General features: G+C 54.9%; 19 protein-coding genes. 13 read left to right on the top strand and 6 right to left on the bottom strand.

What is annotated here, in order from left to right:
* The first annotated feature begins 137 nt into the window (after positions 1–137).
* From araG to ACFL9S_RS21400, 4 genes are all read left to right on the top strand, one after another.
* On the top strand, positions 138–1,661 hold the full coding sequence (gene araG, locus ACFL9S_RS21415; protein WP_405263883.1) for an L-arabinose ABC transporter ATP-binding protein AraG: 1,524 nt from the start codon (positions 138–140) through the stop codon (positions 1,659–1,661).
* Between the two features lie 17 nt (positions 1,662–1,678).
* The gene (araH, locus tag ACFL9S_RS21410; RefSeq protein ID WP_405263881.1) at positions 1,679–2,659 is read left to right on the top strand and encodes an L-arabinose ABC transporter permease AraH; all 981 of its coding nucleotides are present in this window, start codon (positions 1,679–1,681) and stop codon (positions 2,657–2,659) included.
* An 11-nt stretch (positions 2,660–2,670) separates the two neighbouring features.
* The gene (araC, locus tag ACFL9S_RS21405) at positions 2,671–3,591 is read left to right on the top strand and encodes an arabinose operon transcriptional regulator AraC (RefSeq protein ID WP_405263879.1); all 921 of its coding nucleotides are present in this window, start codon (positions 2,671–2,673) and stop codon (positions 3,589–3,591) included.
* Between the two features lie 72 nt (positions 3,592–3,663).
* Complete coding sequence (locus ACFL9S_RS21400; RefSeq protein WP_405263878.1) at positions 3,664–4,704, top strand: oxidoreductase; 1,041 nt, start codon at positions 3,664–3,666, stop codon at positions 4,702–4,704.
* A gap of 98 nt (positions 4,705–4,802) precedes the next feature.
* On the opposite strand, the gene add is transcribed toward ACFL9S_RS21400, so the two are convergent.
* Positions 4,803–5,801: an adenosine deaminase gene (gene add, locus ACFL9S_RS21395; protein WP_405263877.1), complete on the bottom strand. Its 999-nt coding sequence runs from the start codon at positions 5,799–5,801 to the stop codon at positions 4,803–4,805.
* 235 nt (positions 5,802–6,036) lie between these two features.
* Here add and ACFL9S_RS21390 point away from each other — a divergent pair, with 235 nt between their 5' ends.
* Positions 6,037–7,377 (top strand): hypothetical protein, encoded by a 1,341-nt coding sequence (locus ACFL9S_RS21390; protein ID WP_405263875.1) that lies wholly within the window; start codon positions 6,037–6,039, stop codon positions 7,375–7,377.
* A gap of 53 nt (positions 7,378–7,430) precedes the next feature.
* Here the strand turns inward: ACFL9S_RS21390 and ACFL9S_RS21385 are convergent, their stop codons facing one another.
* Together ACFL9S_RS21385 and manA are read right to left on the bottom strand one after the other, a co-directional pair.
* Entirely contained in the window at positions 7,431–8,933 is a 1,503-nt protein-coding gene (locus ACFL9S_RS21385; RefSeq protein WP_405263874.1) for a YdgA family protein, read from the bottom strand.
* A gap of 138 nt (positions 8,934–9,071) precedes the next feature.
* Positions 9,072–10,256 carry a mannose-6-phosphate isomerase gene (manA, locus tag ACFL9S_RS21380; protein WP_405263886.1) on the bottom strand — a complete coding sequence of 395 codons (1,185 nt, stop codon included), beginning with the start codon at positions 10,254–10,256 and terminating at the stop codon, positions 9,072–9,074.
* A gap of 198 nt (positions 10,257–10,454) precedes the next feature.
* On the opposite strand from manA, the gene fumC reads away from it, so the two are divergent.
* The gene (gene fumC, locus ACFL9S_RS21375; RefSeq protein ID WP_405263872.1) at positions 10,455–11,852 is read left to right on the top strand and encodes a class II fumarate hydratase; all 1,398 of its coding nucleotides are present in this window, start codon (positions 10,455–10,457) and stop codon (positions 11,850–11,852) included.
* A 147-nt stretch (positions 11,853–11,999) separates the two neighbouring features.
* Here fumC and tus read toward each other — a convergent pair whose 3' ends face one another.
* Together tus and ACFL9S_RS21365 are read right to left on the bottom strand one after the other, a co-directional pair.
* Positions 12,000–12,929, bottom strand: a complete 930-nt coding sequence (gene tus, locus ACFL9S_RS21370; protein WP_405263870.1) for a DNA replication terminus site-binding protein — start codon at positions 12,927–12,929, stop codon at positions 12,000–12,002.
* Between the two features lie 636 nt (positions 12,930–13,565).
* Positions 13,566–14,774 carry an MFS transporter gene (locus tag ACFL9S_RS21365; RefSeq protein WP_405263884.1) on the bottom strand — a complete coding sequence of 403 codons (1,209 nt, stop codon included), beginning with the start codon at positions 14,772–14,774 and terminating at the stop codon, positions 13,566–13,568.
* 162 nt (positions 14,775–14,936) lie between these two features.
* Here ACFL9S_RS21365 and ACFL9S_RS21360 point away from each other — a divergent pair, with 162 nt between their 5' ends.
* The 4 genes from ACFL9S_RS21360 to ACFL9S_RS21345 all read left to right on the top strand — a co-directional run bounded on the left by ACFL9S_RS21360 (position 14,937) and on the right by ACFL9S_RS21345 (position 19,677).
* Complete coding sequence (locus ACFL9S_RS21360; RefSeq protein WP_405263868.1) at positions 14,937–15,824, top strand: LysR family transcriptional regulator; 888 nt, start codon at positions 14,937–14,939, stop codon at positions 15,822–15,824.
* Between the two features lie 180 nt (positions 15,825–16,004).
* On the top strand, positions 16,005–17,222 hold the full coding sequence (locus tag ACFL9S_RS21355; protein WP_405263867.1) for an ROK family protein: 1,218 nt from the start codon (positions 16,005–16,007) through the stop codon (positions 17,220–17,222).
* 122 nt (positions 17,223–17,344) lie between these two features.
* Positions 17,345–18,010 (top strand): dethiobiotin synthase, encoded by a 666-nt coding sequence (gene bioD / locus ACFL9S_RS21350; protein WP_405263866.1) that lies wholly within the window; start codon positions 17,345–17,347, stop codon positions 18,008–18,010.
* Positions 18,011–18,219: 209 nt separating this feature from the next.
* A complete protein-coding gene (locus tag ACFL9S_RS21345) occupies positions 18,220–19,677 on the top strand; it encodes an MDR family MFS transporter (RefSeq protein WP_405263865.1) in 1,458 nt (485 codons plus the stop codon).
* A 52-nt stretch (positions 19,678–19,729) separates the two neighbouring features.
* On the opposite strand, the gene ACFL9S_RS21340 is transcribed toward ACFL9S_RS21345, so the two are convergent.
* Entirely contained in the window at positions 19,730–20,647 is a 918-nt protein-coding gene (locus ACFL9S_RS21340) for a bestrophin family protein (RefSeq protein WP_405263864.1), read from the bottom strand.
* A gap of 227 nt (positions 20,648–20,874) precedes the next feature.
* Here ACFL9S_RS21340 and ACFL9S_RS21335 point away from each other — a divergent pair, with 227 nt between their 5' ends.
* The 3 genes from ACFL9S_RS21335 to ACFL9S_RS21325 all read left to right on the top strand — a co-directional run bounded on the left by ACFL9S_RS21335 (position 20,875) and on the right by ACFL9S_RS21325 (position 26,189).
* On the top strand, positions 20,875–22,212 hold the full coding sequence (locus tag ACFL9S_RS21335) for an LLM class flavin-dependent oxidoreductase (protein WP_405263863.1): 1,338 nt from the start codon (positions 20,875–20,877) through the stop codon (positions 22,210–22,212).
* 65 nt (positions 22,213–22,277) lie between these two features.
* On the top strand, positions 22,278–25,616 hold the full coding sequence (locus tag ACFL9S_RS21330; RefSeq protein WP_405263862.1) for an NACHT domain-containing protein: 3,339 nt from the start codon (positions 22,278–22,280) through the stop codon (positions 25,614–25,616).
* A 93-nt stretch (positions 25,617–25,709) separates the two neighbouring features.
* Positions 25,710–26,189, top strand: a complete 480-nt coding sequence (locus ACFL9S_RS21325; protein WP_405263861.1) for a GNAT family N-acetyltransferase — start codon at positions 25,710–25,712, stop codon at positions 26,187–26,189.
* Positions 26,190–26,438 lie beyond the last annotated feature (249 nt).

Here is a 26,438-nt window from a genome sequence, read left to right as displayed (position 1 = left end):
TAGAGGTAAAGCATGCCCGGCCCCTACAAAAACGCGGTAACCCTTAGAGGTAAAGCATGCCCGGCCCCTACAAAAAAAACGGTAACTCGTAGGGGCGAGGCATGCCTCGCCCGAATGCTTTCGCTGCAGGAGACACCATGACTTCGCAACCACCGTACCTCAGCTTTCACGGCATCAGTAAAACCTTCCCCGGCGTGAAGGCGCTCCAGGACATCAGTTTTGACTGCTATGCCGGGCAAGTGCATGCCCTGATGGGGGAAAACGGCGCCGGGAAATCGACGCTGCTCAAAATTCTTAGCGGCAGTTATCAGGCCAGCGGCGGTGAGATTCGCCTGCAGGGCCAGCCGGTTAATTTCCAGAACACCACCGATGCGCTCAACGCCGGGGTGGCGATTATTTATCAGGAACTCCATCTGGTGCCGGAAATGTCGGTGGCAGAAAACATCTTCTTAGGCCAGTTGCCACAGCGTGCCGGGCTGGTCAATCGCTCGCGCCTGCGCTCAGAAGCGGCGCGTCAGCTGAAAACGCTCGGCATGGATATTGACCCGGATATGCCGCTGAAATACCTCTCCCTAGGGCAGTGGCAGATGGTGGAAATTGCCAAAGCGTTAACGCGTGATGCGCAGGTTATCGCCTTTGATGAGCCGACCAGTTCGCTCTCGGCGCGGGAAATTGATCAGCTGTTCCGCGTGATCCGCCAGCTGCGTGCCGACGGCCGCGTGGTGCTGTATGTCTCCCATCGCATGGAGGAGATTTTTGCCCTCAGCGATGCCATCACGGTGTTTAAAGATGGCCGTTACGTGCGCACCTTTACCGATATGGCCACCACCGGCAACGATGAACTGGTGCAGGCGATGGTCGGGCGTGAAATCGGTGACATCTACGGTTACCGGCCGCGCACGCAGGGCGATGTGCGACTGAAGCTGGACAATGTGCAGGCCAAAGGCGTGCGCAGCCCGGTGTCATTCAGCGTGCGTGCAGGGGAAATTGTCGGGCTGTTTGGCCTGGTGGGGGCCGGGCGCAGTGAACTGATGAAAGGGCTGTTTGGTGCCACGCGCCTGATCGGCGGTGAACTGTGGCTGGATGGCAAAAAACTGCAGATTAAGGAGCCGATTGAAGCGATACGCGCCGGTATTATGCTATGCCCGGAAGATCGCAAGGCCGATGGCATCATCCCGGTGCATTCAGTCCGCGACAACATCAATATCAGCGCCAGACGCAATAACCTGAAGGCGGGCTGCCTGATCGACAAAAGCTGGGAAACCCGTAACGCCGGGGTGCATATCCGCTCGCTCAATATCAAAACCCCGTCGGCAGACCAGCTGATTATGAACCTCTCCGGGGGCAATCAGCAGAAGGCAATCCTTGGCCGCTGGCTGTCCGAAGAGATGAAAGTCATCCTGCTGGATGAACCGACGCGCGGCATTGACGTTGGTGCGAAAAACGAAATTTATCAGCTGATCTACGCGCTGGCCGACCAGGGGATTGCCGTGCTGTTTGCCTCCAGTGATCTGCCGGAAGTCATGGGGCTGGCCGACCGGATTCTGGTGATGCGGGAGGGCGAAATCGCCGGAGAGCTGGATCATAACGACGCCACAGAAGCACTGACGCTGAGTCTGGCGATGCCAAAAACCGCCAAACCTGCCACACACGTGGCCTGAATATGCAGGAGAAACCTATGTCAACAACCTCATCCGTTACACCCGCTGCGCCATCGCGCTTCAGTCTCAGCCGGGTCTGGGACAATTTCGGTATGCTGGTGGTGTTTGCCGCGCTGTTTATTGCCTGCACGGTGTTTGTGCCTAACTTCGGTTCCATCATCAATATGAAAGGCTTAGGGCTGGCGATGTCGATGTCCGGCATGGTGGCCTGCGGTATGCTGTTCTGCCTCGCCTCCGGCGACTTTGACCTGTCGGTCGCGTCAGTGATTGCCTGCGCCGGTGTGGTCTGTTCGGTGGTGATCAACATGACCGAAAGCCTGTGGATCGGGGTGCTCGCCGGGCTGTTACTCGGCGTGGCCTGCGGCTTCGTCAACGGTTTCGTGATTGCCAAACTGAAGATCAATGCGCTGATCACCACGCTGGCAACGATGCAGATCGTGCGCGGTCTGGCGTATATCTTTTCGGACGGTAAAGCGGTGGGTATCGAGGATGAGCGCTTCTTTGCCCTGGGATATGCCAGCTGGCTGGGCGTTCCCGCCCCGGTGTGGCTGACGATCATTACCCTGGCGCTGTTTGCCTTCCTGCTGAACAAAACCACCTTTGGCCGTAACACGCTGGCCATTGGCGGCAATGAAGAAGCGGCGCGTCTGGCCGGTGTGCCGGTGGTACGCACCCGCATCATCATCTTTATTCTTTCCGGCCTGGTGTCGGCGGCGGCCGGGATTATCCTGGCGTCGCGTATGACCAGCGGTCAGCCGATGACGTCACTGGGCTATGAGCTGATCGTCATCTCAGCCTGTGTGCTCGGCGGTGTTTCCCTGAAGGGCGGCATTGGTAAAATTTCTTATGTGGTGGCCGGGGTACTGATCCTCGGAACAGTGGAAAATGCGATGAATTTACTCAATATATCGCCTTTCTCACAGTACGTGGTACGCGGTTTGATATTGTTAGCAGCGGTGATTTTCGACCGTTACAAACAAAAAGCGAAAGCGGTCTGACAGGAGGCGTTATGTATCATCGTCTGGCGCCCGTGGCGCAATCTAACCCGCTACTTCCCGGCTATCCGTTTAGTGCCTGGCTGGTGGCGGGGCTGACGCCGATTAATGCGATGGGGCCGCTCGATTTCTTTATCGACCGCCCGCACGGCATGAAAGGCTACATTCTCAACCTGACCATCAAAGGGCGCGGGCGGGTGTTTGACGGTGAAGCGGCCTTCGATTGTGAACCTGGCGACCTGCTGCTGTTCCAGCCAAAAACGCCGCATTATTACGGGCGTCTGCCGGACAGCGACTGCTGGTATCACCGTTGGGTCTACTTCCGGCCGCGCGCTTACTGGAGTGACTGGCTGGAGTGGCAGGATGAAGCGCAGGGCGTGGGGCGTTTACGCCTGCCGGAGTCATTGCGCGGTGAATTTGACCGTCTGTTTGCCAATATCGAACATACCCATAACTCCGGCCGTCCGTTTGCCGAAGAGCTGGCAATGAACCTGCTGGAGCGCTTGCTGTTGCGGGCGGTGCAGGAAGATCCGCGCAGCCAGCAGCAGGTGCGCGATGCGCGTGTGGTGGAAGCCTGCCAGTATGTCACCAACAACCTGGCGGCTGAGGTGAAAATCGAAGAGGTGGCTAAGCATGTCTGTTTGTCACCGTCGCGGCTGGCGCATCTGTTCCGTGAGCAAATGGGGGTGAATCTGCTGCGCTGGCGTGAAGACCAGCGGGTGATCCGCGCTAAACTGCTGTTGCAGACCACGCAGGAACCGATAGCCAGCATTGGCCGTGAAGTGGGCTATGACGATCAGCTTTACTTCTCGCGCGTGTTCCGTAAACGGGCGGGTGTCAGCCCCAGTGACTTCCGTCGTCGCAGCCTGGATGCCCATGATGCGCTGGTTGCTCAGGAAACCTGGCATTTATCCCGACGTGCCCAGGAGGCGTAATCCGGTCAAATCCTTCTTGTGGTTAATGGGTTGATCGTATTAAATCAACGAGTAACCACGAGAGGGATTAAAATGAGTGACAAGATTCGAGTTGGCCTGGTCGGCTACGGCTTTGCCAGTAAAACCTTCCATGCTCCGCTGATTGCCGGCACCTCAGCGATGGAGCTGGCCGCCATTTCCAGCAGTGATGCGACCAAAGTCCATGCTGACTGGCCGTCAGTGCAGGTGGTGTCCGATCCTCAGACGCTGTTTGACGATCCCACGTTACAGCTGATTGTTATTCCTACCCCCAACGATACCCACTTCCCGTTAGCCAAAGCCGCGCTCACTGCCGGTAAGCACGTGGTGGTGGATAAGCCGTTTACCGTGACGTTGTCACAGGCGCGCGAGCTGGATGCCCTGGCGAAGGCCAAAGGTCTGCTGCTGTCGGTGTTCCATAACCGCCGCTGGGACAGTGATTTCCTGACGGTTAAAGCGCTGCTGGCAGAGGGCACGCTGGGTGATGTGCGTTATTTCGAGTCACACTTCGACCGTTTCCGCCCGCAGGTGCAGCAGCGCTGGCGTGAACAGAAAGTGCCGGGCAGCGGTATCTGGTACGATCTGGGGCCTCATGTTATCGACCAGGCTTTACAGCTGTTTGGTTCCCCGGTGGCGATCAATGTGGATACTGCCGAATTGCGTGCGGGTTCAGTGACGACCGACTACTTCCACGCCACGCTGATCTACCCACAGCGCCGCGTGGTGCTGCACGGCAGTATGCTGGTCGCCGCCGAGTCTGCGCGTTACCTTGTCCACGGCACCAAAGGCAGCTATGTGAAATATGGTCTCGACCCGCAGGAAGACAGCCTGAAGTCCGGTGCGCGACCGCCGCAGGAAGACTGGGGCTACGATATGCGTGACGGCGTCCTGACGCTGGCCGATGGGGATGTGATGGTAGAGAAAACGCTGCTGACTATTCCTGGCAACTATCCGGCGTACTATGCAGCGATCCGTGATGCGGTGAACGGCACAGGGGAAAATCCGGTGAAAGCGGAAGAGGCGATTCAGGTGATGGAGTTGATTGAGCTTGGCCTGCAATCAGCAGAAAAACGTCAGACAATGTCGTTGAAATAACGAGTTAATGGTGAGACGGGCTGACCGAAAAAGAGGGTCAGCCCCTACACGATCCCGTAGGGGTCGATCATCCTTTCCGATCGACCCGTTTTAACCGCTTACGCCGCCACGCGTCCGCGTACCGCCGCTTTCTCGGCATCGCTGAGGAACGCAATCTTCAATCCGTTCTCCTGCGCGGTGCGCATCTGCGCCAGGCTCAGACCCGCCGCTGGCGCTGCCACGCTGTACTCGTGACCAATCTCAATCCCCTGAACCGCCGGGTCATCCGTATTAATGGTGGCGAGGATACCGTGTTCCAGGAACGCTTTCAGCGGGTGACGCGCCAGTGAGGCGACGGTGCTGGTCTGAATGTTGGAAGTCAGGCAGGACTCTACGCCAATCCCGTGTTTCACCATAAAGTCCATCAGCGCCGGATCTTCCACCGCTTTTACGCCGTGACCAATACGCTCTGCACCCAGCTCACGGATCGCCTGCCAGATGCTTTCCGGCCCTGCGGCTTCCCCGGCGTGTACGGTGATGCGCAGACCGGCATCACGGGCGCGGGTAAAGTGGCTGAGGAACTGGCTGCCAGGGAAACCAAGTTCGTCCCCGGCAAGGTCCAGGGCGGTAATGCTGTCACGGTGTGCCAGCAGGCCGTTCAGCTCATTCAGGCAGGCTTCTTCGCCAAAGGTACGGCTCATAATGCCAATCAGACGCACATCAATGTTGTGCGTACTGCAACCCGCTTTAATCCCGTCGATCACGGCTTCAACCACACCTGCAATCGGCAGGTTGTGCGTCATTGCCATATAGCCGGGGGAGAAGCGCAGTTCAGCGTAGTGAATACCGGCACGTGCCGCATCCTGCACGTTTTCCAGCGCCACCCGGCGGCAGGCATCCAGAGAACCCAGCACTTTCACGCCCCAGTCCAGTTTATTGAGGAAACTGACCAGATCAGGCTCGGCTTCAATCACCTGCACATGCGGGCGCAGGGTTTCCAGCGTGCTGGCAGGTAACGTCAGATTAAACTCACGACCTAAATCGAGGATGGTTTGTGCGCGAATATTGCCGTCAAGATGGCGGTGAATGTCGGTGAGGGGAAGCTGGGAATCGATCATGTCGGCACTCTCTGTTTTTTTAATGAAGTGCGGAACATTATAAAAACTTATTGCGCAACTATGCCACTACATTGCGCAACAACAGGCGTTTGCCGCAATCAACTGCTGATTAATCAGGCTTTGAGGCACGGTTTGTCATATTTTTACTAAAGCCTTTTGAGATTTTGCCGAAAATAGCATCAGAAGTACCACTTTTACTGTGACGCTACGGCGTAAGACCAAGGGACTGAACGCAATGACGGTTATTTCTTCTGTTGGAAACCTGTCAGTGAATACGTTGCCAGGCGCAACGAAACTGGCCACCACCGCTGCGGCGGTAGACACGTTACAAACCACCGTTACCCCCTCAACCCTGGTGACCCTGGGGCAGGTTGTCACTGCCGCACCGGTTTATTCGCTGGCCAGTCTGCCCACCGTACCGTCTCAAGCGGATAATCAGGGCACCCTGAGCGTGAAAACCGCCAGCGGTGCGCTGGTTGAACTGTCGCAGGCGACGGATGGCTCAGGAATTCAGATCACGGTCAAACAGGGCAACCTGAGTGAGGCTGAACGCAGCGCCCTGGAAAAACTGTCGGACGGTTTTAATAAGGCGATGGAAGGGCTGACAGGGCAACCACCGCGTCTTGATCTCAGCGGGCTGACCACATTCAACAGTGCAGTACTGACCTCTGTCGACTTGAGCGCGAAGGTGACGGGAAATAACGCGATGACGCTCAATTTCCATGCCGACAACACTACGCGCTCGGTGAAATCCACCGGCACGCTCGGCACCATCGATATCAGCGTGGATATGAGCAAGCGCGCTATTCTCGGCAACGAAAGCCAGCAGCAGCGGGCACTGAGCCAGTATCTGAAGCAGTTTGACCGGGCGCAAAGCCGGGGCGAGGGCGACAGTACGCTGATGACCCTGTTCAAAGATGCCTTTACGGCGCTGAACAGCAATTACAGTACGACGCCCGCCGCCAACAGCAGACAGCAAACAACCTACATCTCACTGACGCGCTCGGATAAAAACATGCTGACCGGACTGGCGGATTTCACTGCCTCTGTAACGCAAACGCCGGGAACGCCGAACCCGATGCGGCTGAATGAGATCGACTCCTTCTCGTATCAGGTCTCGCAGGTCAGCCTTCTTACCGGCACCAGTGACCAGAACCGCAATATCACCCAGAAGCAGCAGTCGCATTTAACGGCCAGCTATCACAAATCGCTGGTCGCCGGGCTGCAGCTTAATCTGACGACCGATCGCAATTCGCAGAACTACGTCTACACGCAGATTGACGATAAGGCGGAAAGCACCACCGAGGTGCAGTATCGCAAAGGGGCGTTAGTGTCGGCCACGCTTGATCAGTCGGCCAGTACCTCTACGCGGGTGCAGAAGTATGTGAAAGGGTGGCTGGAGTCTGATACCACGACGCCGGAACAGACATCAAAAACCACCGACCTGCTTGAGAAGTTGCAGTCAGCCTGGGAAGCTGAGAATTCGCGGATATCCTTTGCCAACTATCTGCGTCAGCATACGCTGCCTGATTTCGGCGAAGATGTGTTGCTGAAGTCAGATCCTCAAACGCTGTAAATAAAACGGGCCGCAATAGCGGCCCGTTGATTGTCTTATCACAGTGATATGACTTACTGCGGCATACCGTCCGGTACCGCTCCGCCGCCCAGCATATAGCGGGAAAGGAACTGCTCCAGCGGCATCTTCTCACCGTTCATGGTGATCTGACCCGCACCATACTGCAGGCCGATGGTGATGTTATTATCCTGCTGCGTGGTCAGTTTGAACATCTGCCCCATTGCTGCCAGACCTTTCACCTGCTGGTCAGCCAGCTTCGTCGCATCTTCCTGACTGTAGCCTTCACCCATAGCGACATGCGTCATCATTTCGGTCGCCATTGGCATCGAAATAGCCAGTTTGGTATCCAGCGTTTTCAACACACTGTCCACTTGCTCACCCAGATTCTGCGCAGGAGCCGTAGCCGCAGACGGATCTTTGAACTGGGCATTCAGGGTGTAAGTGCTTTCCCCTTTGTCATTTTTCCAGCTAAACGGCGCAATGCTGATGGACGGATCGCCCTTCAACAGCAGCGACAGGTTAGCGGTGAGCATTTCACTGGCGCGCTGATGATACAGCTCAGGGTTTTCCTGTATCGCCGGATCGTTGGTCAGCGCATGCACCTGGCTGTTATAGGTTTCAGAGAAGGTCTTGACGGCTTTGCCATCGAAGCCATCCAGCTTAATCGCCAACTTGCCCTGACCAAAAGGCTGGCCCTGTAATTTCAGGCTGTCTAAGCTGTAGTCAATCAGGCCGGAAACACGGTTGTTGGTAGAGTCGAAACTGGACTTACCGTTCAGTCCTTCCGCGACCATTGCTTCTTTCCCTTCCACCGCTGCGCTCAGCTTTTTCAGATTGATGGTCTGATCGCCGATGCGAAGTCCTTCGGGGCTGAGGTGGGTATTGGCATCAATTTTCAGGCCGTTAATGGTAAACAGCACGGGCATATCCAGCTCGTTTTTGGTGGTCATCACCAGGCTGTCGATATCGCCGCTAAAGTTGACCTTATCGCCTTTATCATCGGCGCTCACCTTCAGAGTGCCGCCATTGAAGGCAAAACGCTCACCGGTCTGCGCATTACTGTAATCGGCGGGTAACAGGCGAATGTCTGAATCGGTTCCGCCGCCGTAGCCGATGCGGGTTTCAGCCTGCACGATGGACTGACCTTTGGTGATTTCAAACAGCTTTTTCACCACCTCGGTATTCTCCAGCTCGCTATGAACGGAGGCCATGCTCGGCATCAGGTTGAATTTTTTCAGCTGGGCCAGCGGGAAAGGGCCATGATCAATATTTTCACTGAAAATGATGCTCTGACCTGGCTTCAGAATAGAATTATCTTCGGTTTGTGAACTCGATTGTAAGACAAAGCGTGCATGGCTGCTGAACACGCCACGCTGGAAATCCTGATAGCTCAACTTCATGCGGCTTTCCGGTGCCGTGTTCTGGATTTGCGCATTAGCCTGCTGAACCAGCTGGTCCATGTTTTTTTCCAACTGCTTGCCAGTAAACCAGGCACCCGCAGTCCAGACCACGCCAAGAGCAATCACTACACCCACGGCAATCTTTGTTTTTTTCATCTGTTATAGCGTCCTTTTTCTGTTCACGAAGACGGGCTTACCCGTTCAGATCCTGCTGGTAACCCTTTGGCGATAAAAAACGCCATGACGGCGTTTTTGATAATTCCCGGATAATATTAGCAATTATGCTTGCTGACGTCAGCCGCAATTCGCCAGATCGTTATAGACACGGGCCACACGGCCAGCACCGCTTAGCGTCACAGGAGACTCACTGGCAGTGATCCATGCTGACTCACCTGCATTTAATGACAACGTCTGTTCGCCACAGTTCAATAGCGCTTCTCCATCAATACAGAAGATAATCGCTGCACTCTGCTGGCTGACGGTTAACGGAACGGCAGTCAGCGAGTGGATCGCAAAGGCGAAATCGTCCACCGGGATCGGGAAGTTGAGCGTTGCTCCCTGCTGTACCGGGGTGGTCAGCAGGCTGTCTGCCGGACGGGAATCAAAGCGCAGATTGTGCAGCAACTCCGGGACATCAATGTATTTTGGCGTTAATCCGGCACGCAGCACATTGTCTGAATTTGCCATGACCTCCAGCGCCACACCGTGCAGGTAGGCATGCGGTGTTTCGGCAAATAAAAACATGGCTTCAGACGGCTGTAACGTGATGACGTTTAGCAGCAGCGGGGCAAACAGGCCGCTGTCATCAGGATAAACGTCGGCGATCTCAGCGATGGTCTGCCAGGGTTCAATGGACTGGTTGGCGACGTTGGCCCGCAGGATATCCAGCGCGAGGGATTTCTCTTCATCCTGCATAGAGAGCAGGCTGGAAAACAGCGCCGCGAGTGACGTGCTGTCTGGCGTGTTCAGAAAATGGGCAATGGCCGGATGAGCGCCTGCGATCGGCTGCAGTAACGAGACGATTTCAGACAGCGGGCGGAAGCCGTTAATCGCTTTAAACGGCGTCAGCGCGTAGACCAGTTCCGGTTTATGATTGGCGTCTTTATAGTTTCGCGTGGCGGCATCCAGCGGAACACCGCTGGCATTTTCGCGTGCATAGCCAATTTCGGCCGCCGCTTTGCTCGGATGCACCTGAATCGACAGCGGCTGTTCAGCGCACAGTACCTTAAACAAAAAGGGTAGCTCGCCAAAACGCTGTGCCACTGCGGCGCCTAATTGCGCAGGCTGGTCAGCATCGATCACATCGCGAAGCGAGCGCGGTTTGCCGTCGACCCTGATTTGCGATGGGCTTTTCGGGTGCGCGCCCATCCATAATTCGGCCATCGGCTGCTGCGACGGATTACCGATCCCATACAGCTCTGTGAGGGCGGTTTTACTGCCCCATGCGTAATTTTGCAGCGAATTGATTAATTTTTGCATCATATATCCCTGGTTATTCACTGGTTACTCGCCATATTAAAGCAGAAAAGCACAGGGGAAAGACAATCGGGATGCAATAAACGCGAATGAGTCGCATAATCGTAACCTGGTGTATGTCAGACTATCGCCGCGCTTATTGATCTAAAGTATCTAATAAGCGCCAATAATATTCATATGTTTGTGCTCAAGGAGACAGAAATGGCTGCGAACCGCGTTGAAAAAGACTCAATGGGACCGATCGATGTCCCTGCCGACAAACTCTGGGGTGCGCAAACGCAGCGCTCTCTGGAACATTTCCGTATCTCCACTGAAAAAATGCCTGTCGAACTGGTGTATGCGCTGGCACTGACCAAGCGTGCGGCGGCAAAAGTCAATAATGACCTGGGTCTGTTACCGGATGACCGCACAGGCGCGATCATCAAGGCGGCCGATGAAGTGCTGGCCGACAAGCATCAGGGAGAGTTCCCGCTGGCGATCTGGCAGACCGGTTCTGGCACGCAAACCAATATGAATATGAACGAGGTGCTGGCGAACCGTGCCAGCGAGATCCTCGGTGGCGAGCGCGGCATGTCCCGCCTTGTGCATCCTAACGACGATGTGAACAAGAGCCAGAGTTCTAATGATGTCTTCCCGACGGCGATGCATGTGGCGGCGGTGGTGGCCGTGCAGGAACACCTGATCCCTGAGCTGAAAGTGCTGCAACAGACGCTGCATGAAAAAGCCGAAGCCTATAAAGATATCGTTAAAATCGGACGTACCCATCTGCAGGATGCCACACCGTTGACGCTCGGCCAGGAGATCTCCGGCTGGGTAGCGATGTTAAGCCACAGCCTGAAACATATTGAACAGAGTATTCCGCATGTGGCCGAGCTGGCACTGGGCGGCACGGCGGTTGGTACCGGCCTGAATACGCACCCGGAATACGCCGTCCGCGTTGCCAAAGAGCTGGCGGAGTTAACGAAACAGCCTTTTGTCACCGCACCGAATAAGTTCGAAGCGCTGGCCACCTGTGATTCGCTGGTGCATGCCCACGGTGCGTTGAAGGGCCTGGCGGCATCACTGATGAAAATCGCCAATGACGTGCGCTGGCTATCATCCGGTCCGCGCTGCGGCATCGGGGAACTCGCTATCCCGGAAAACGAGCCGGGCAGCTCCATCATGCCAGGCAAAGTGAACCCGACGCAGTGTGAAGCCATGACCATGCTGTGCTGCCAGGTGATGGGCAACGATGTGGCGGTCAATATTGGTGGGGCATCCGGTAACTTTGAGCTGAACGTATACCGACCGATGGTGATCCATAACTTCCTGCAATCGGTACGTCTGCTGGCGGATGGCATGGACAGCTTTAATCACCATTGCGCCATCGGTATTGAGCCAAATCGCGATCGTATTAGCCAGCTGTTGAATGAATCCCTGATGCTGGTGACGGCGCTGAATACCCATATTGGCTACGATAAAGCGGCTGAAATCGCCAAGAAAGCGCATAAAGAAGGGCTGACCTTGAAAGGGGCTGCCCTGAAGCTCGGATATCTGACGGAAGACGAGTTTGATGCCTGGGTGCGGCCGGAAGAGATGGTCGGCAGCATGAAGGTGTAAGTTCGTCTGTTAAAGGGGGCGACCTATGAGGTATCCCCCGTAAAACAAGACAGCCATTATTCGTAGTGGTCGACCATCCGTTTCGGTCGACCAGCACAGGCGACCTTCTTTCCCGGTCGCCTCGCTGCATCAATAACCCGGCTATACCTACACCAGACGGTCGGTATAAAGATGCAGACGTGGGATCAGTAAATAGAGCGGCTGGGCATCGGGTTTATAGCGATGGCTGACCTTAGCCGCATCATAGTTCAGCAACTCGCCCAGTTTCGGTACGCTATTGGCATCCTGGCACAGCACCAGCAGTGGAGAAGGGCAGGCCAGCTGGGTTTGTTTCTGATCGCTGCTGTTCCAGACGCGTGCAATCGGCTGCACTTTCACCGGGCGCTTAATCTTCAACGCTGCGCCAGCGGGCAGTGACTTCACCGCTTCGATTTCATCCGCCACGCGCTCGGCCCATTGCTCACGCGTCCAGGGCGCCACGGCACGTCCGGCTTTCAGGCTTTTTTGCAGCGTTGCCAGCATCTCATCGCGACGGATGTTTTTAATAATATGCTTATTGGCCCAGCCAAAACGGACGGAATCTGGCGCTTCAAGCAGAGTCAGCGAACGGTACGCGTTCAGGGTAATCAACCCGCGCAGATGGCGGTGGACAAACTCGAACCGCTCCTCGCTCGGCAGGCCAGATTCCACTGTGATGATCTGTTCCAGCCGCTGTTTCAGTTGATTAATCGAGGCGACCTGCTGGTGGAGCAGGGCAGACTGCGCAGTATCGGCTTCTAAACACACGGCACCAGGAAGCCGCACCGCCGCTTTAGTGCTCAGTTTTTCAGACTGGTGCTGCATAAACAGACGACCAAAATGCGTCAGCGAGCGCTGTAATGCCGCCTGCCCGGTTAGCTGGACCACCTTAACCTGCGTCAGGGGATCGTGCTCCTTGCCTTTTTCCACCTCGGGCAGTTCAAACACCCTGGCAGCCAGCAGACGCATACTCAGGATCTGCTGCTGTAACGCTGCCAGCTCCTGCTCCAGATCGGCCACACAGCGATGAAGCTGCTCAACAGTATCGTAATGACGCATTCCACCTCCATTAGTTACAACATACCAATGACTATAGCAGGAAAAAAACAGAGATGAACATCAGCCACGGTGTTTTTTGCGTCAGGCAGCAGAAAATGGGGAACTGTTTTTTGTCGTGGTCGACCCCTGAGGGATCCCCACAAATAGTGGCTGATATCCTGGCTTCAGGTCCGTGGCCAGTTTGAGTACGCCGGATCGGCAAAATCCGCATCCCTGCGGGCCTCGGCACGCGACGTCCTGTCGCGTGACGTCTGGCTTAACTCAAACTGGCCCCATCCCCGCAAGAGAGTGCTCGCTGTGAATGTTAAAACCCCGACGCCATTGCGATCTTGCGTAGGGGGCGATCATCTTTTCCGATCGCCCCGTCACTCCGGGTCGGCACCCTGCTCAATATCACGGGCAGACCGAAAAAAAGGGTCTGCCCCTACGCCCCCTGAGTTGTTTTCGGGTTGGGTGTTGACGTTGACCTGGGTCATCGAGCAGGCCAGCACCCCATGTCAGGTCCGTGTCATTGGCCGACCGGGAAAGCAGGTAGCTACAAGTCATGCAGGTCTTATTTTGTGGGGATTCATCAGGGGTCGACCATCTGTTTCGGTCGACCACTGGCGCGGCGCGGAATGGGACTATGGCCGGGATTTACAGTTTTCTGCCGTGTAAACGGCGTCCTGCCAGTAATGCCAGCACCAGCATCGCAGCAATAAACGCCGTAATACCGTGCCAGCCGAAATTATGCCAAAACACCCCGCCGAGCGTTCCGGCAACGCTGGACCCCAGATAATAACTGAACAGGTACAACGAAGAGGCCTGGCCTTTGGCGCGGCGCGCACGATGACCAATCCAGCCGCTGGCGACGGCATGTGCCGCAAAAAATCCGGCGGTAAACAGCATCATTCCCAACAGAATAAACCAGATATTGCTGGCAAGGGTGATCAGCAGACCGGTCAGCATCAGTGCGGTAGAGAACAGCAGTACCGGAGCACGACCATATTTAGCCGTCATCGCCCCCGCTTTCGGCGAACTCCACGAACCGGTGAGATAGACCACCGACAGCAGGCCGACAATCGCCTGATTCATCGAATATGGCGGTGCAAGCAGGCGATAGCCGATGTAGTTAAACAGGGTGACAAAAGCCCCCATCAGCAGGAAACCTTCGGCAAACAGCAGCGGCAAACCACTGTCACGCCAGTGCAGGCGGAAGTTAATCATCAGGCTGCGCGGTTTAAGCGAAGCCGGGCGGAAATGGCGCGAGGCGGGCAGAATTCTCCAGAACATCAGCGCGGCGGCCAGCGCACAACAGCCAATAGCCATCACCGCAATGCGCCAGCTGCTGAAATCGGTGATCACACCGCTCAGTAAGCGGCCGCTCATACCGCCAATCGAGTTTCCGCTGATATACAGCCCCATCGAGAACGCCACCATACTGGGGTGAATTTCTTCACTCAGGTAGGTCATCCCTACGGCGGCAACCCCGCTCAACGACAGGCCGGTTAGCGCACGCATCAGTAAAATTCCGTGCCAGCTGGTCATCGTCGCAGAAAGCAGGGTACAAATTGCGGCCAGCATCAGTGCCGTTACCATGACCGATTTACGCCCGATGGCATCTGATAATGGGCCGGTCACCAGCAATCCAAGCGCCAGCATCCCGGTCGAAATCGACAGGGAGATACTGCTGGCTGCCGGGGAAACGCCAAACTCCTGCGACAGCACCGGAAGGATCGGCTGTACGCAATAGAGCAGGGCAAAGGTCGCCAGCCCGGCTGAAAATAGCGCCAACGTGACGCGCATAAATTGAGGTGTACCACGTTTTATATAGAGATTTTTATCGACCACGGGTTGGTCGGTAATGGCAAGAGATGCACGGTCAGCAGAATACGGCGGTCTGACGGCATGGGATGAGCGGTTCACAACAGTTCCTTAAAGATATTCAGGGAGTTCACGTTGTAAAGGGTAAGAAAGTCAGATTATGATGTCTAATATATTAATAATCTCGAATGATACTTTTAAAATATGAATATCGAGCTGCGTCACCTTCGTTACTTTATCGCCGTGGCGGAGGAGCTGCATTTCGGCCGCGCCGCGCTGCGCCTGAATATTTCCCAGCCGCCGCTCAGCCAGCAGATCCAGATCCTTGAGCATGAAATAGGCGCACGTCTTTTCGCCCGCACCAACCGCAGCGTACAGCTGACAGCGGCCGGGCAGCAGTTCTTGCAGGATGCGCGTCTGGTGCTGCAACAGGTGGATCAGGCCGCCGACAAAGCCGCCCGGCTACATCGGGGTGATGAAGGCGAAATTCGTATTGGTTTTACGTCATCCGCACCGTTTATCACCGCCGTGTCCGATGCATTGTTCACCTTTCGTCAACGTTTCCCGGCGGTACATATCCAGATGCAGGAGATCAATACGCGCCAGCAACTGGCCCCGCTCGGCGATGGGCGGCTTGATTTGGGGGTGATGCGCAATACTCTTCTGCCGGAAAACCTCGATCATCAGCTGCTGCTGCGCGAACCCATGTATGCGCTGGTCCACCGCGCTCATCGTCTGGCGGACAGGACGCAGATTGCCCTGACCGATCTGGCGCAGGAGCCTTTTGTCTTCTTTGACCCGCAGGTGGGAACGGCGCTGTACGGTGAAATTTTGGGGCTACTTGGCCGCTATGATATCCAGCCCAATATCGCTCAGGAAGTGGGGGAAGCGATGACGATTATCGGCCTGGTGTCTACCGGATTGGGTGTTTCTATTCTCCCGGCATCCTTCCGACGCGTGCGTCTGAGCGATGTGGTGTGGATCCCGCTGGTTGAACAGGACGCACGTTCGGAGGTCTGGCTGGTGTGGTCAAAGCAGCGTGAGGTTCCGGCCGTTGTCGCCGCGATGATGAAGATGTTACTGCCGGAATAACCCGGCAATAGCGGAAAACATGAGCGTTCAGCGGCTGTTTATGTGCGGCAAATCACATATCGAATCAAATATTTGACGCCATCTGATAAGTGTTTCACCATGAGCGAAATGCTTTATTTTGAAGCGTGAAAATAACAGACAGCACCGCCTTTTTAGACTGGTGATAAGTGGGAGTGGGGTGTGATTGCGGATAGTCAGCCTGGTCATATTGACCAGATAAAACAGACTAATGCCGGAGCGGTGTACCGACTGATCGATCGGTTTGGTCCCATCTCGCGTATTGAGCTGTCCAAAAAGGCGCAACTGGCCCCGGCCAGCATCACAAAAATTGTGCGCGAAATGCTGGAAGCGCATCTGGTGCAGGAAACGGAATTTCAGGACCCTGGCAGTCGTGGACGTCCGGCTGTCGGCCTGGTGCTGGACACCCAGGCCTGGCACTTTCTTTCTGCCCGCATAGGTAATGGTGAGATCACCCTTGCGCTGCGCGACCTCAGCAGCAAAATGGTGGTTGAAGAGCAATTTCCCCTTCCTGCAGAGGCCGATCTGCCGCTGCTGACGCGTATCGTCCAGCAAGTTGACCAGTTCTTTATTCACCACCAGCATAAACTCGAACGCCTCACGGCCATTGCCATTACGCTGCCGGGCATCATGAACAGCCAGTCCGGTATTGTTCACCGTATGCCGTTTTATGACGTTGACGATATGCCGCTCGGCCCGGTGCTTGCCGAACACACCGGATTACCGGTGTATATTCAGCATGATATCTGTGCCTGGACGATGGCGGAGTCGCTGTTTGGCGCCTCACGCGATGCCAGCGATGTGCTTCAGGTGGTGATTGATCATAATGTGGGCGCCGGGGTGATTACCGGTGGGCGCCTGCTGCACGGTGGTCGCAGCTCGCTGGTTGAAATCGGTCATACCCAGGTCGATCCCTGGGGAAAACGCTGTTATTGCGGAAATCATGGCTGTCTGGAAACGGTGGCCAGCATTGACAATATGCTTGAGCTGGCGGCGCAGAGGATGCAGGCATCGATGAGATCTTCATTGCATAATCAGGCGCTGACCATCGATGCACTCTGTGAGGCGGCACTGGCCGGCGATCACATCGCCTGCGATGTCATCACCGGCGTGGGCAGCAGCGTAGGGCGTATTCTCGCCATTATGGTCAATCTCTTCCATCCACAAAAAATCCTGATTGGTTCCCCGCTTAATCAGGCGCAAAGCATTCTGTTTCCCGCTATCGTCAACTGCATTCGCCAGCAGGCATTACCGCGCTACAGTGCTGACCTCAAGGTCGAGCCTACTGAGTTTGTGAATATGGGCACCATGCCTGGTGCCGCGCTAGTGAAGGATGCCCTCTACAACGGCTCCTTATTAATCAAACTGCTACAAGGCTGATAAATCCACTAAATATTGCGCTAACGCAATCCCCGGCATCCGGCACTACCCTACAATTTTCGCTCATTCATCAAGTACGAAAATTCTCAATGAGGCCAGGCAGTGCCTGTCGGAGTCATCCCATGTTAAAACGTTTATTTGTCACCGGCACAGATACGGAAGTCGGTAAAACCGTGGTGTCGCGCGCGTTATTACAAAAGCTGGCAACGGGGAGTAAACAGGCCGTCGGATACAAACCCGTCGCTAAAAGCAGCAAGCAAACGGAAGAAGGGCCACGTAATAAAGATGCTCTGGTTTTGCAGGCATCCTCTTCAGTGCCGCTGCCTTACCATGCCATTAATCCGGTAACCTTACTGGAAGATGAGATCAGCACCAGTTGCACAACCATTAGCTATGCCGCGCTCAGTAGCGGCCTGCAAGCGCTGGATCAGCATGCGGATTATATCGTGGTGGAAGGGACGGGTGGCTGGCGCAGCCTGATGAATGATCTGCGCCCGCTGTCGGACTGGGTAGTGCAGGAGCAACTTCCGGTAGTACTGGTTGTGGGTATCAAACTGGGCTGCATCAGCCATGCATTGCTGACGGCGCAGGCGGTGATCAACGATGGGCTGCCGCTGTTAGGCTGGGTGGCGAACCGCATCAATCCGGGGCTGGCACATTACGCGGAAATTATTGATGTGCTGCGCGATAAAATCCCGGCTCCGCTGCTGGGTGAGTTGCCGTATCTGCCACGTGCCGAGAGCCGCGATCTGGCGCACTATCTGGATTTGACCGCGCTGGATCTTTAGCCTGTACGCGCCTGGCGGGCTGACCGAAACAGCGGGTCAGCCCTGCCGATCAGAATTCGTATCACTCATTGATTGAACTAAGAGAAATGGTCGATGCAAAAAACCATCGACATTAAGTGACGTTGTAACAAACAAGATTGAGCACAATTCGGAAACTGCTTTGTGAAATATCATGCACACTTTCAGGACGAGCGACAGAAAGGGGATGTATGACGGAACATATTGCGACACGAGTGACTCATCGTCACTGGATCCTGATCGCTTCAATGCTGGCGATGTTTATGGCCGCCATAGAAGTGACGATTGTGGCTACGGCCATGCCAACGATTATTGCCGAGCTGGGGGGCTTCTCTCAGTTTGGCTGGGTGTTTTCTATCTATCTGCTCACCCAGGCGGTCAGCGTGCCGATCTACGGCCGACTGGCGGATCTCTGGGGCAGAAAGCGCATGTTTTTTATCGGCACCGGGCTGTTCCTCATCGGTTCTGTGTTGTGTGGCTTCGCCACTAATATGGGCTGGCTGATCCTGTTCCGCGCGTTCCAGGGGCTGGGGGCTGGGGCCATTATGCCGCTGACCTCAACGATTATTGCCGATGTCTATCCGCCAAAAGAGCGTGCGGGCGTACAGGGCTGGCTGTCGAGCGTATGGGGCATTGCGGCGATTGTCGGGCCGCTGACCGGGGCCTGGCTGGTGCAGCACTTTAACTGGGCGTTGATCTTCTGGGTCAATGTGCCCATCGGCATTGTGTCGATGCTGCTGCTGGCGCGTTTCTTCCCTGAATCGAAAGAACGCAGCCCGCATCGGCTCAATCTGGCAGGCAGTGCATGGCTGATGCTGACGGTCAGCGCATTGCTGGTGGCGCTGTTGCAGGCGGAAGCGCTTGGCACAACGTTTGTCGTCGCACTGCTGATACTGGCCGTGCTGGCCGGGACCGCGCTGCTGCGGCACGAGCGTCGGGCCAGCGAACCGCTGTTTCCGCTGGCGATCTGGCGCAGCCGCACACTGCTGGCGGGTAACGCGGGAAATCTGCTGATTGGTGCGGCGATGATGGGCATCAGTGCCTTTCTGCCCACCTGGATCCAGGGGGTTAATGGCGGAACGCCGCTTCAGGCGGGCAGCGCGCTGGCGATGATGTCGATTGGCTGGCCGCTGGCCAGTACGCTCAGCGGGCGTCTGATGCAGCGCACATCGTACCGATTCACCGCGCTGCTTGGCTCCGTCTTGCTGATCGTCGGTACCGGATTGTTACTGACGCTGCATCGGGAAAGCCCGGTCTGGCACGCCGGGCTGTTTGCTTTTGTCATTGGCACCGGCATGGGCATGACCAGCACCACGTTCCTGATCGCAGTCCAGAACACCGCCGACTTTGCCATTCGCGGCATTTGCACCGCCTCGATTATGTTCAGTCGTATGCTGGGGTCGGCGCTGGGAACCGCGGTGATGGGCGCGGTGCTGAATTACAATTTGCTGCTGCGGTTGCCTGGCGATAACGATCCGGTACAACAGGTGATGTCACACGTTCAGCGACAGCAGATTGATGCCGCCACTCTGGAGGTGATGCTGAGTGAAATTGCGCATTCGCTGCACTGGGTGTTTGCGGTATCGACGGTGATTGCGGTGATGAGCCTGGTGATTGCGCGTTTTGTACCGGCGGTGAAGCCGCACTAGCGGTAAAGCGGGGCGACCCTGTATCGACTGCGCCCCATTAGATAGAAAGCCATCAAATCAGATTGAAACGCGCATCCGGCTGATGGGCGGCGGGCAGCGGCGTCAGATCGTTCATTTCGCTGAGGATGCGCTCAATGGTGTTACAGAGAGCATCCAGTGGCAGATCGTTCGCGGCCGTGCCGAAAGGATCTTCCAGCTCTTCAGCCAGCGATTCCAGCGACAGAAAGGTGTAAGAGATAAACACCGATACCAGCGGCGTCATATAGTGCAGGTCCGCCACCAGTGCGAACGGCAACAGGGTACAGAACAGATAGACAGTGCGATGCACAATCAGGCTGTAGGCAAACGGGATCGGCGTATTACTGATACGTTCGCAGCCGCCGAGAATATGCGCCAGCTCATTAAGGTTTGCATCCATACCGTTATACAGCAGGTCGGAAATCGCCCCTTCATCCCGTCTGTCCGCCAGCCATGCCCCCATACACAACAGCAACCGGTTGGCGCGAAACGGACTTGCCAGCACCTGTTCGCGCACGCTTTCTGGCGCCAGCCGACGGATATCTTCGCTGGCATCCGACCCGCGTAGCTGATGTTTCAGGCTCCAGCTAAACGCCATCAGCAGACCACCCCATTCGCGTATTGCTGCCGGGTCACGCCGCAAGGCGCCTTTCGCCTGGCGCAACAGGGAACGCTGAGCGATCAGCAATCCTCCCCACAGCGTCCGGGCTTCAACAAATCGTGCGTAGCTGGCGCTGTTACGGAAACCAAGGAAGATAGCAATCGCCACGCCGAGCAGGCTGAAGGGCGCGGTCGTCAGGCGAATGCCCAGCGCTTCGTACCACTGAAAGCAGATCACGGCGAAGATGGCCATCATCAGATTCAGGCTGAGGCGGAACAGGATTTTTGATAACACCGCGCCGTGCCAGGAGAACAGGCGCGGGAACCAGTGTTGATAGGGGCGAACGATCATAGCGAAGGTATCCGAATAAGGTACAGGCAAACAACATTTGTATAACCAAAGTGCCACATCATACGCCTCTGCCCGATGCAGGAAAATGAGAACTTCTTGCCACACCGGCAACGGGGCGTCACCTGATTTGCCATAAAGCGGCATTACAAAGCGGATATTGGTATTTAAATCCATCGGGGTTTTATGAAAATCTGGCGTCATATTCCATCGAACAGGGAGCAACACCCATGAGCCAGAACACCCCACAACGGATTAAACTCGGCCTGATGTTACAGGGCGCAGGTGGCTTTATGAACGCCTGGCGGCATCGCAGCGTGCCCGCCGACGCCAGTGTTAACGTCAACTGGTATCACCAGCTAGCGCATCAGGCGGAAGAGGCCGGGCTGGATTTTCTGTTTGTTGCCGACGGCCTGCATATTAACGAAAAGTCACTGCCGCACTTCCTGAACCGCTTTGAGCCGGTTGCGCTGCTGTCGTCGCTGGCGGCGGTTACCCGACGTATCGGACTGGCGGGAACCATCTCTACCTCTTACAGCGATCCCTTTACCGTGGCACGCCAGCTGGCATCGCTCGATCTGTTGAGTAACGGTCGCGCGGGCTGGAATGTGGTGACCTCGCCGCTGGCGGGATCGGCGCGTAACTTTGGTAAAGATCATCCTGAACACGGGCAGCGTTATCAGATTGCCCGTGAGTATATCGAGGTGGTGCAGGGCTTGTGGGATTCCTGGGAAGAGGGCGCGTTTATTCGCGACCAGCAGAGCGGCGAGTTCTTTGATGCGCAGAAACTGCATAAACTCAATCATCAGGGTGAACACTTCTCGGTAGAAGGCCCGCTGAATATTCAGCGTTCCTCTCAGGGCCAGCCGGTGATTTTCCAGGCGGGCGCCTCGGAGTCGGGCATTCGTCTGGCGGCGGCGTCGGCGGATGCGGTGTTCACCAATGCCCGCTCGCTGGAAGAGGCACAAGCCTATGCGGCGCAGCTCAATCAGCAGGTGAAGCAGCAGGGACGAGATCCGGTGGGGATTTTCCCCGGTATCAACCCGATTGTCGGCGCAACGGAGCAGGAAGCGGAAGAGAAGTACCGCTATCTGCTGTCGCTGCTGTCACTGGAGCAGGCGCTGAACTACCTTGGTCGCTTCTTCGACCATCACGATTTCAGCCAGTACGATCCTGATGGTCCGTTCCCTGAACTGGGCAGCCTGGGGGAAAACAGTTTCCGCTCCACCACCGATCAGATCAAACGCCTGGCACTAGAAGAAAAGCTGACGCTGCGTGAAGTCGCTTTCCGCACCACGCTGCCAAAAGGCGAGTTCTTCGGCACGCCGGAACAGGTGGCCGATACCTTTATTCGCTGGGTGGAACAGGGCGGAGCCAGTGGCTTTATTATCTGCGGCCCGGTGCTGAATGAAGCGCTGGAGGATGTGGTGCGCTATGTGCTGCCGATCCTCGAAGCGCGCGGTTACTGGCATCAGGATGACAGCAGCACGCTGCGCGAGCGTCTGGATATTCCTGCACGGCCGAACCGTTACAGCGAATCGCGCCGGGAACTCAGCCCAGAAATCTAATCCGTCATGACAAGTTATTTCCTAAAGGATAAACTACGCTAATCAATGTATTGGCGGGAAATGGCATGAGCGGATCTCAGGCAAAAAAGAAAAAAGGCAGCGGGGCTGCAGGCGGAAGCGGTAATGATATTGGCTCCGGCTATGCAGCCTCTCTTGCTGCATGGGCTGCGGTGAATATGCTCGGCAAGTATGCTGACCTGCCTTGGGGGCTTTCTCAGGACTGCTGCATCACGTGCATCACCTGCCAGTCATCGCTCGCCGAAATTGATGATATTGTCCTGCAGTTGTCGACGGGCGGCCGGGTGTGTTTTCAGGCTAAACATGCGCTGAAAAAGGGCAAGGAGTTTGAGAAAGCGGTCGCTCAACTGGTTGGGGAGTTTCACTCATCTTCTTTTAACCACGGCGAAGATCGTTTGATTATCGCGACCGATCACTATGCCTCGGCCATTATTCGCGATCATCTGACACGAATTTTAAACCGCTGTAAAATGCCTGACTTCACCCCCGCTAAACTTCATGACGTCGTCAGCGAGTTTGTGTCTGAGGATGAAATCAACGTCTGGCAGTATTTCAGAGACAACGTTGAAAATGCCTGGCGGCTTAGCGGTCACCCCCTCAATGAACAGCAATTCTGTCACTTTCTGATGCATACCCGCATTTTTGTTATCGATCCCCGAATTAATGATGTCGATAAGACTGACTGTATTAAGCGTCTGCGAAGCGACCTGCAGACCAAGAATCCTGCGGGCGTCTGGACGGTATTGATTCAGTTATGTGCCAAAGCCGCAGCAGAGCGCTTAAGTTACACCCGTGAAGAGTTATTTCACGAGCTGGCGCAGCAGAAAATGATAGTGACTTACGCCCCAACGCCTCACGCAGCGATTCGCGAAGGCGCCGAATATCTGAACCAGTCACAGCTGCAATATGCGTTACACCATGCTGATGCCATCTATCTCCCGCGTACCACAATGGATGCTGAAGTCGTTACTTTTATTGCCGGGGAAAGTCAGGTGCTGATTTTCAGCGGAGAATCAGGTAAAGGGAAAACATCATGGTGTACAGATACCTGCCGTGTGTTACAGAAACAAGGCTATGTGCTCATTCATGGCGACTATCTTTCTGAGCATGACACCAGCCTGTTTGCATCGCTCAACCGCCTTATCATGCAGCATATGCGCGAAGCCGCCCTCTCTTTAACGGCGGGTGATATTCACGACTGGTTGCTTCAGCAATCTTTAGTGGTGGTGATTGACGGACTTGACCGTATTCCCGTTGCCATGATACCGCGATTAAGAACCTGGTTCGAACGCACATTGAATGAAATTGTGACGACAAAAAATAAACTGATTCTGACCACGCGTCCTGAAAGTTTGTCTTCGCTCAGTCGCTTTTTTAAAAATGAGACCCTCTATAAAAAAGAAAACCAGTCTTTTGTGACGGTAGATGATTTCACCGAGGCTGAAGCCGTAAAGGTGGCGCTGATGCTGGGAAATCCACGGCTTGCCTGTTATCGCCATCCCGGCATGATGATGTTTTGTCATAACCTTAACTTAACGGATAACGACAACGCGCTGTCGCAGACGGAAATTATCTCGCGGTACACCGATCATCTGATTGATGATATTGCCGGGCACGGTGGATTACTGAAAAGCAGGGTCGCTTTTTTTGTTGAAGAAGTCGTCGGTGTAGCGCTTGAATCTGCATCTGCGGCAGTATTGGAAAAAACGCAGTATAACCACCTGATGAATCAGGACCGCGAATGTTTCGAGGCGGCGATGCGATGCAATGTACTGACTGAGAAAAATGGGACGGTACGTGTTGAACCTGACAGTGTCTCTGAATACCTTCAGGGCCAGCATATTGATATTGGAGAGCAACTGCGCAGACTGGATCAGATTTGCGAAGTTCCTCTCAAGCTTGGGGCTTTACGTTCCAGGCTGGAACAGGATGCACAGACTCAGCAAGACGTCGTGATTGACTGGATGCAGCAGATAATAGAGCACTGGAAAAACCGCCAAAACAGTGAGCTGCTGGCCATGCTGTGTCACGTCATTGCTGAGCTACCGCATCTGCATGCTGCCGAAAAACTGATAAAAGAGATGGCACAGGAATCGGACCAGTCTAACAGCGTATTAGAGGTTGCCGGGTTTGATTTACTGAAGCTTCTGGCGGACAAACGTTGGTCGCATAGCCAACGGCGTGAGATGTTGTGGCTATTGGCAAAAAATGAGAGCGGTTACGACTGGCGAACCAAACACTGGCTCACCCCTGTATATGCGCCTAATTTTATCAGTACCCCCTGGAAATGGGTGATATTAAGGGAAATTGAGGAAGACAAAAAAGACGGCTTTGACTTTTTGATTTCTCATTTCAGCAATGAGGAAATCTTTTCTGATACGTGTGAAGCGGTGATCGGCCATTTAGCGCAAGGGCTGTTCTATTTGAGTGCGGCCTCAGATATTCGTCTGGCATTACAGCGTCTTGAGCATCACGGTGAGTATGACATGGTGGGAAACCTGACGCAGGGAATGCAGGATCAGATCGTTGCTGAATTACCCGAGCTGATGAGTGACTCTGTGCTTCAGGTCAATGCTATCTCTGTGATTCTTACCGCATTGGTTCAGCATCACTGTACAAATATACCCCTTCCACTGATTACCGTGCTGCGCAGCATGGAAGACAACGATCGGTATGTGGAGATAAAGCTCAAGGTAAGACGGGTATTAGCGCTTTCCGGTGATTACAATACCTGTCAGTTATTAATGCAGGGTGCGCTTCATTATGCTGAAGTCAGCATTATTGACGTTTTTTCTGGACGGGAATTTACCCAGTTAGTGGATATTGCTTTTCAGAAAATAGCATCAGGAGACTCTGACCGCTTAGCCGTGTATGCATTTTGCGGGTTTCAGTTAGACCGTGAAAAGTTCATTATACTGACCAATTGCATAGCAAAATATCACGCTGAAAATGTGGGCTTTATCACGTTGCTTGCAGATGTCATAGAAAATATGATTTATCGCTCCTACAAGATTGAAGATATTCCAGACGATTTTATTGTGTTTATTCTGGCGCTGTTCGAATACGAAAACATACTGAAAAATATTATTTACGCCAGCAGTGGGCATGATAAAGATGATGCTCTTACGCCACAGGGAAGTGCTTTTCGTCGGAAATTGCTTGTTGCACTCAGTCAATATATTACGAGTGATAAGCATGTTTCATTGTTGACTTCAAATCTTACCTCGCGTCACGATGATATGGCATTTGTCACCTCTCTGTTGGTCAACATTCAACAGCGACTGCCTGACGTTGATGTCGCTTCTTATATCTCGTGGTCTTTCCGTGCCGAAGAAGAAATCCAGTCTGTGCATGCGTCGGTTTCCGCCTGTTATAGGCACGGGTAAATGAAATGCTGGGGTTGAGGATAATGCACTTCATTCAGCAAAGCTGAACGGGTATGCTGGCGGCCCTCTACAGACAGCTCCAGGGAGTTTTTTATGACAATGGTTATCCGCCGCGCCGAGCGTCAGGACGCTAAACTGATCCTCGCGATGATCGCCGAACTGGCCGACTATGAGAAAGCGCTGCACGAAGTCGTCGCCAGCCAGCAGGATATTGAAACCTCACTGTTTGCCGATGATTCCAACAGCGAAGCGCTGATCTGCGAAGTGGATGGTGTGGCGGCAGGCTACGCAGTGTTCTTTACCAGCTACTCCACCTGGTTGGGTAAAAACGGTATTTATCTGGAAGATCTCTACATCAGCCCCCGTTTTCGCGGTCAGAAAGCCGGTAAAGCGCTGTTGCGCCATATTGCCCAGCTGGCAGTGGCACGCCGCTGCGGTCGCCTGGAGTGGAGCGTACTCGACTGGAACCAGCCAGCTATCGACTTCTATAAAAGCATCGGTGCTGCACCGCAGGATGAGTGGGTGCGCTACCGGATGGAAGGCCAGGTGTTAACGGATTTCGCTGAATCCTGAGCCAAAAAGTTCAACATTACACGTATCTTCGCTTTCCCATCTATTACAGGGGGTGACCTCTGAGGGATCCCGACAAAAATGAATGGCTGGCAGTCTGGCTTCAGGTCCGGGGCCAGTGTGAGCACGCCGGAACGGCAACGGCCGCATCCATGCGGGCCTCGGCACGCGACGTCCTGTCGCGTGACGTCCGGCTTACCTCAATCTGGCCCCATCCCCGCAGAACCTTTGCTCGCTGTGAATGTTAAAACC

The organism is Erwinia sp. AnSW2-5, assembly GCF_045107195.1.
GTDB lineage: Bacteria > Pseudomonadota > Gammaproteobacteria > Enterobacterales > Enterobacteriaceae > Erwinia.
Note: the sequence above shows the minus strand (reverse complement) of the source record. Positions and strands in the feature narration are given on the sequence as shown.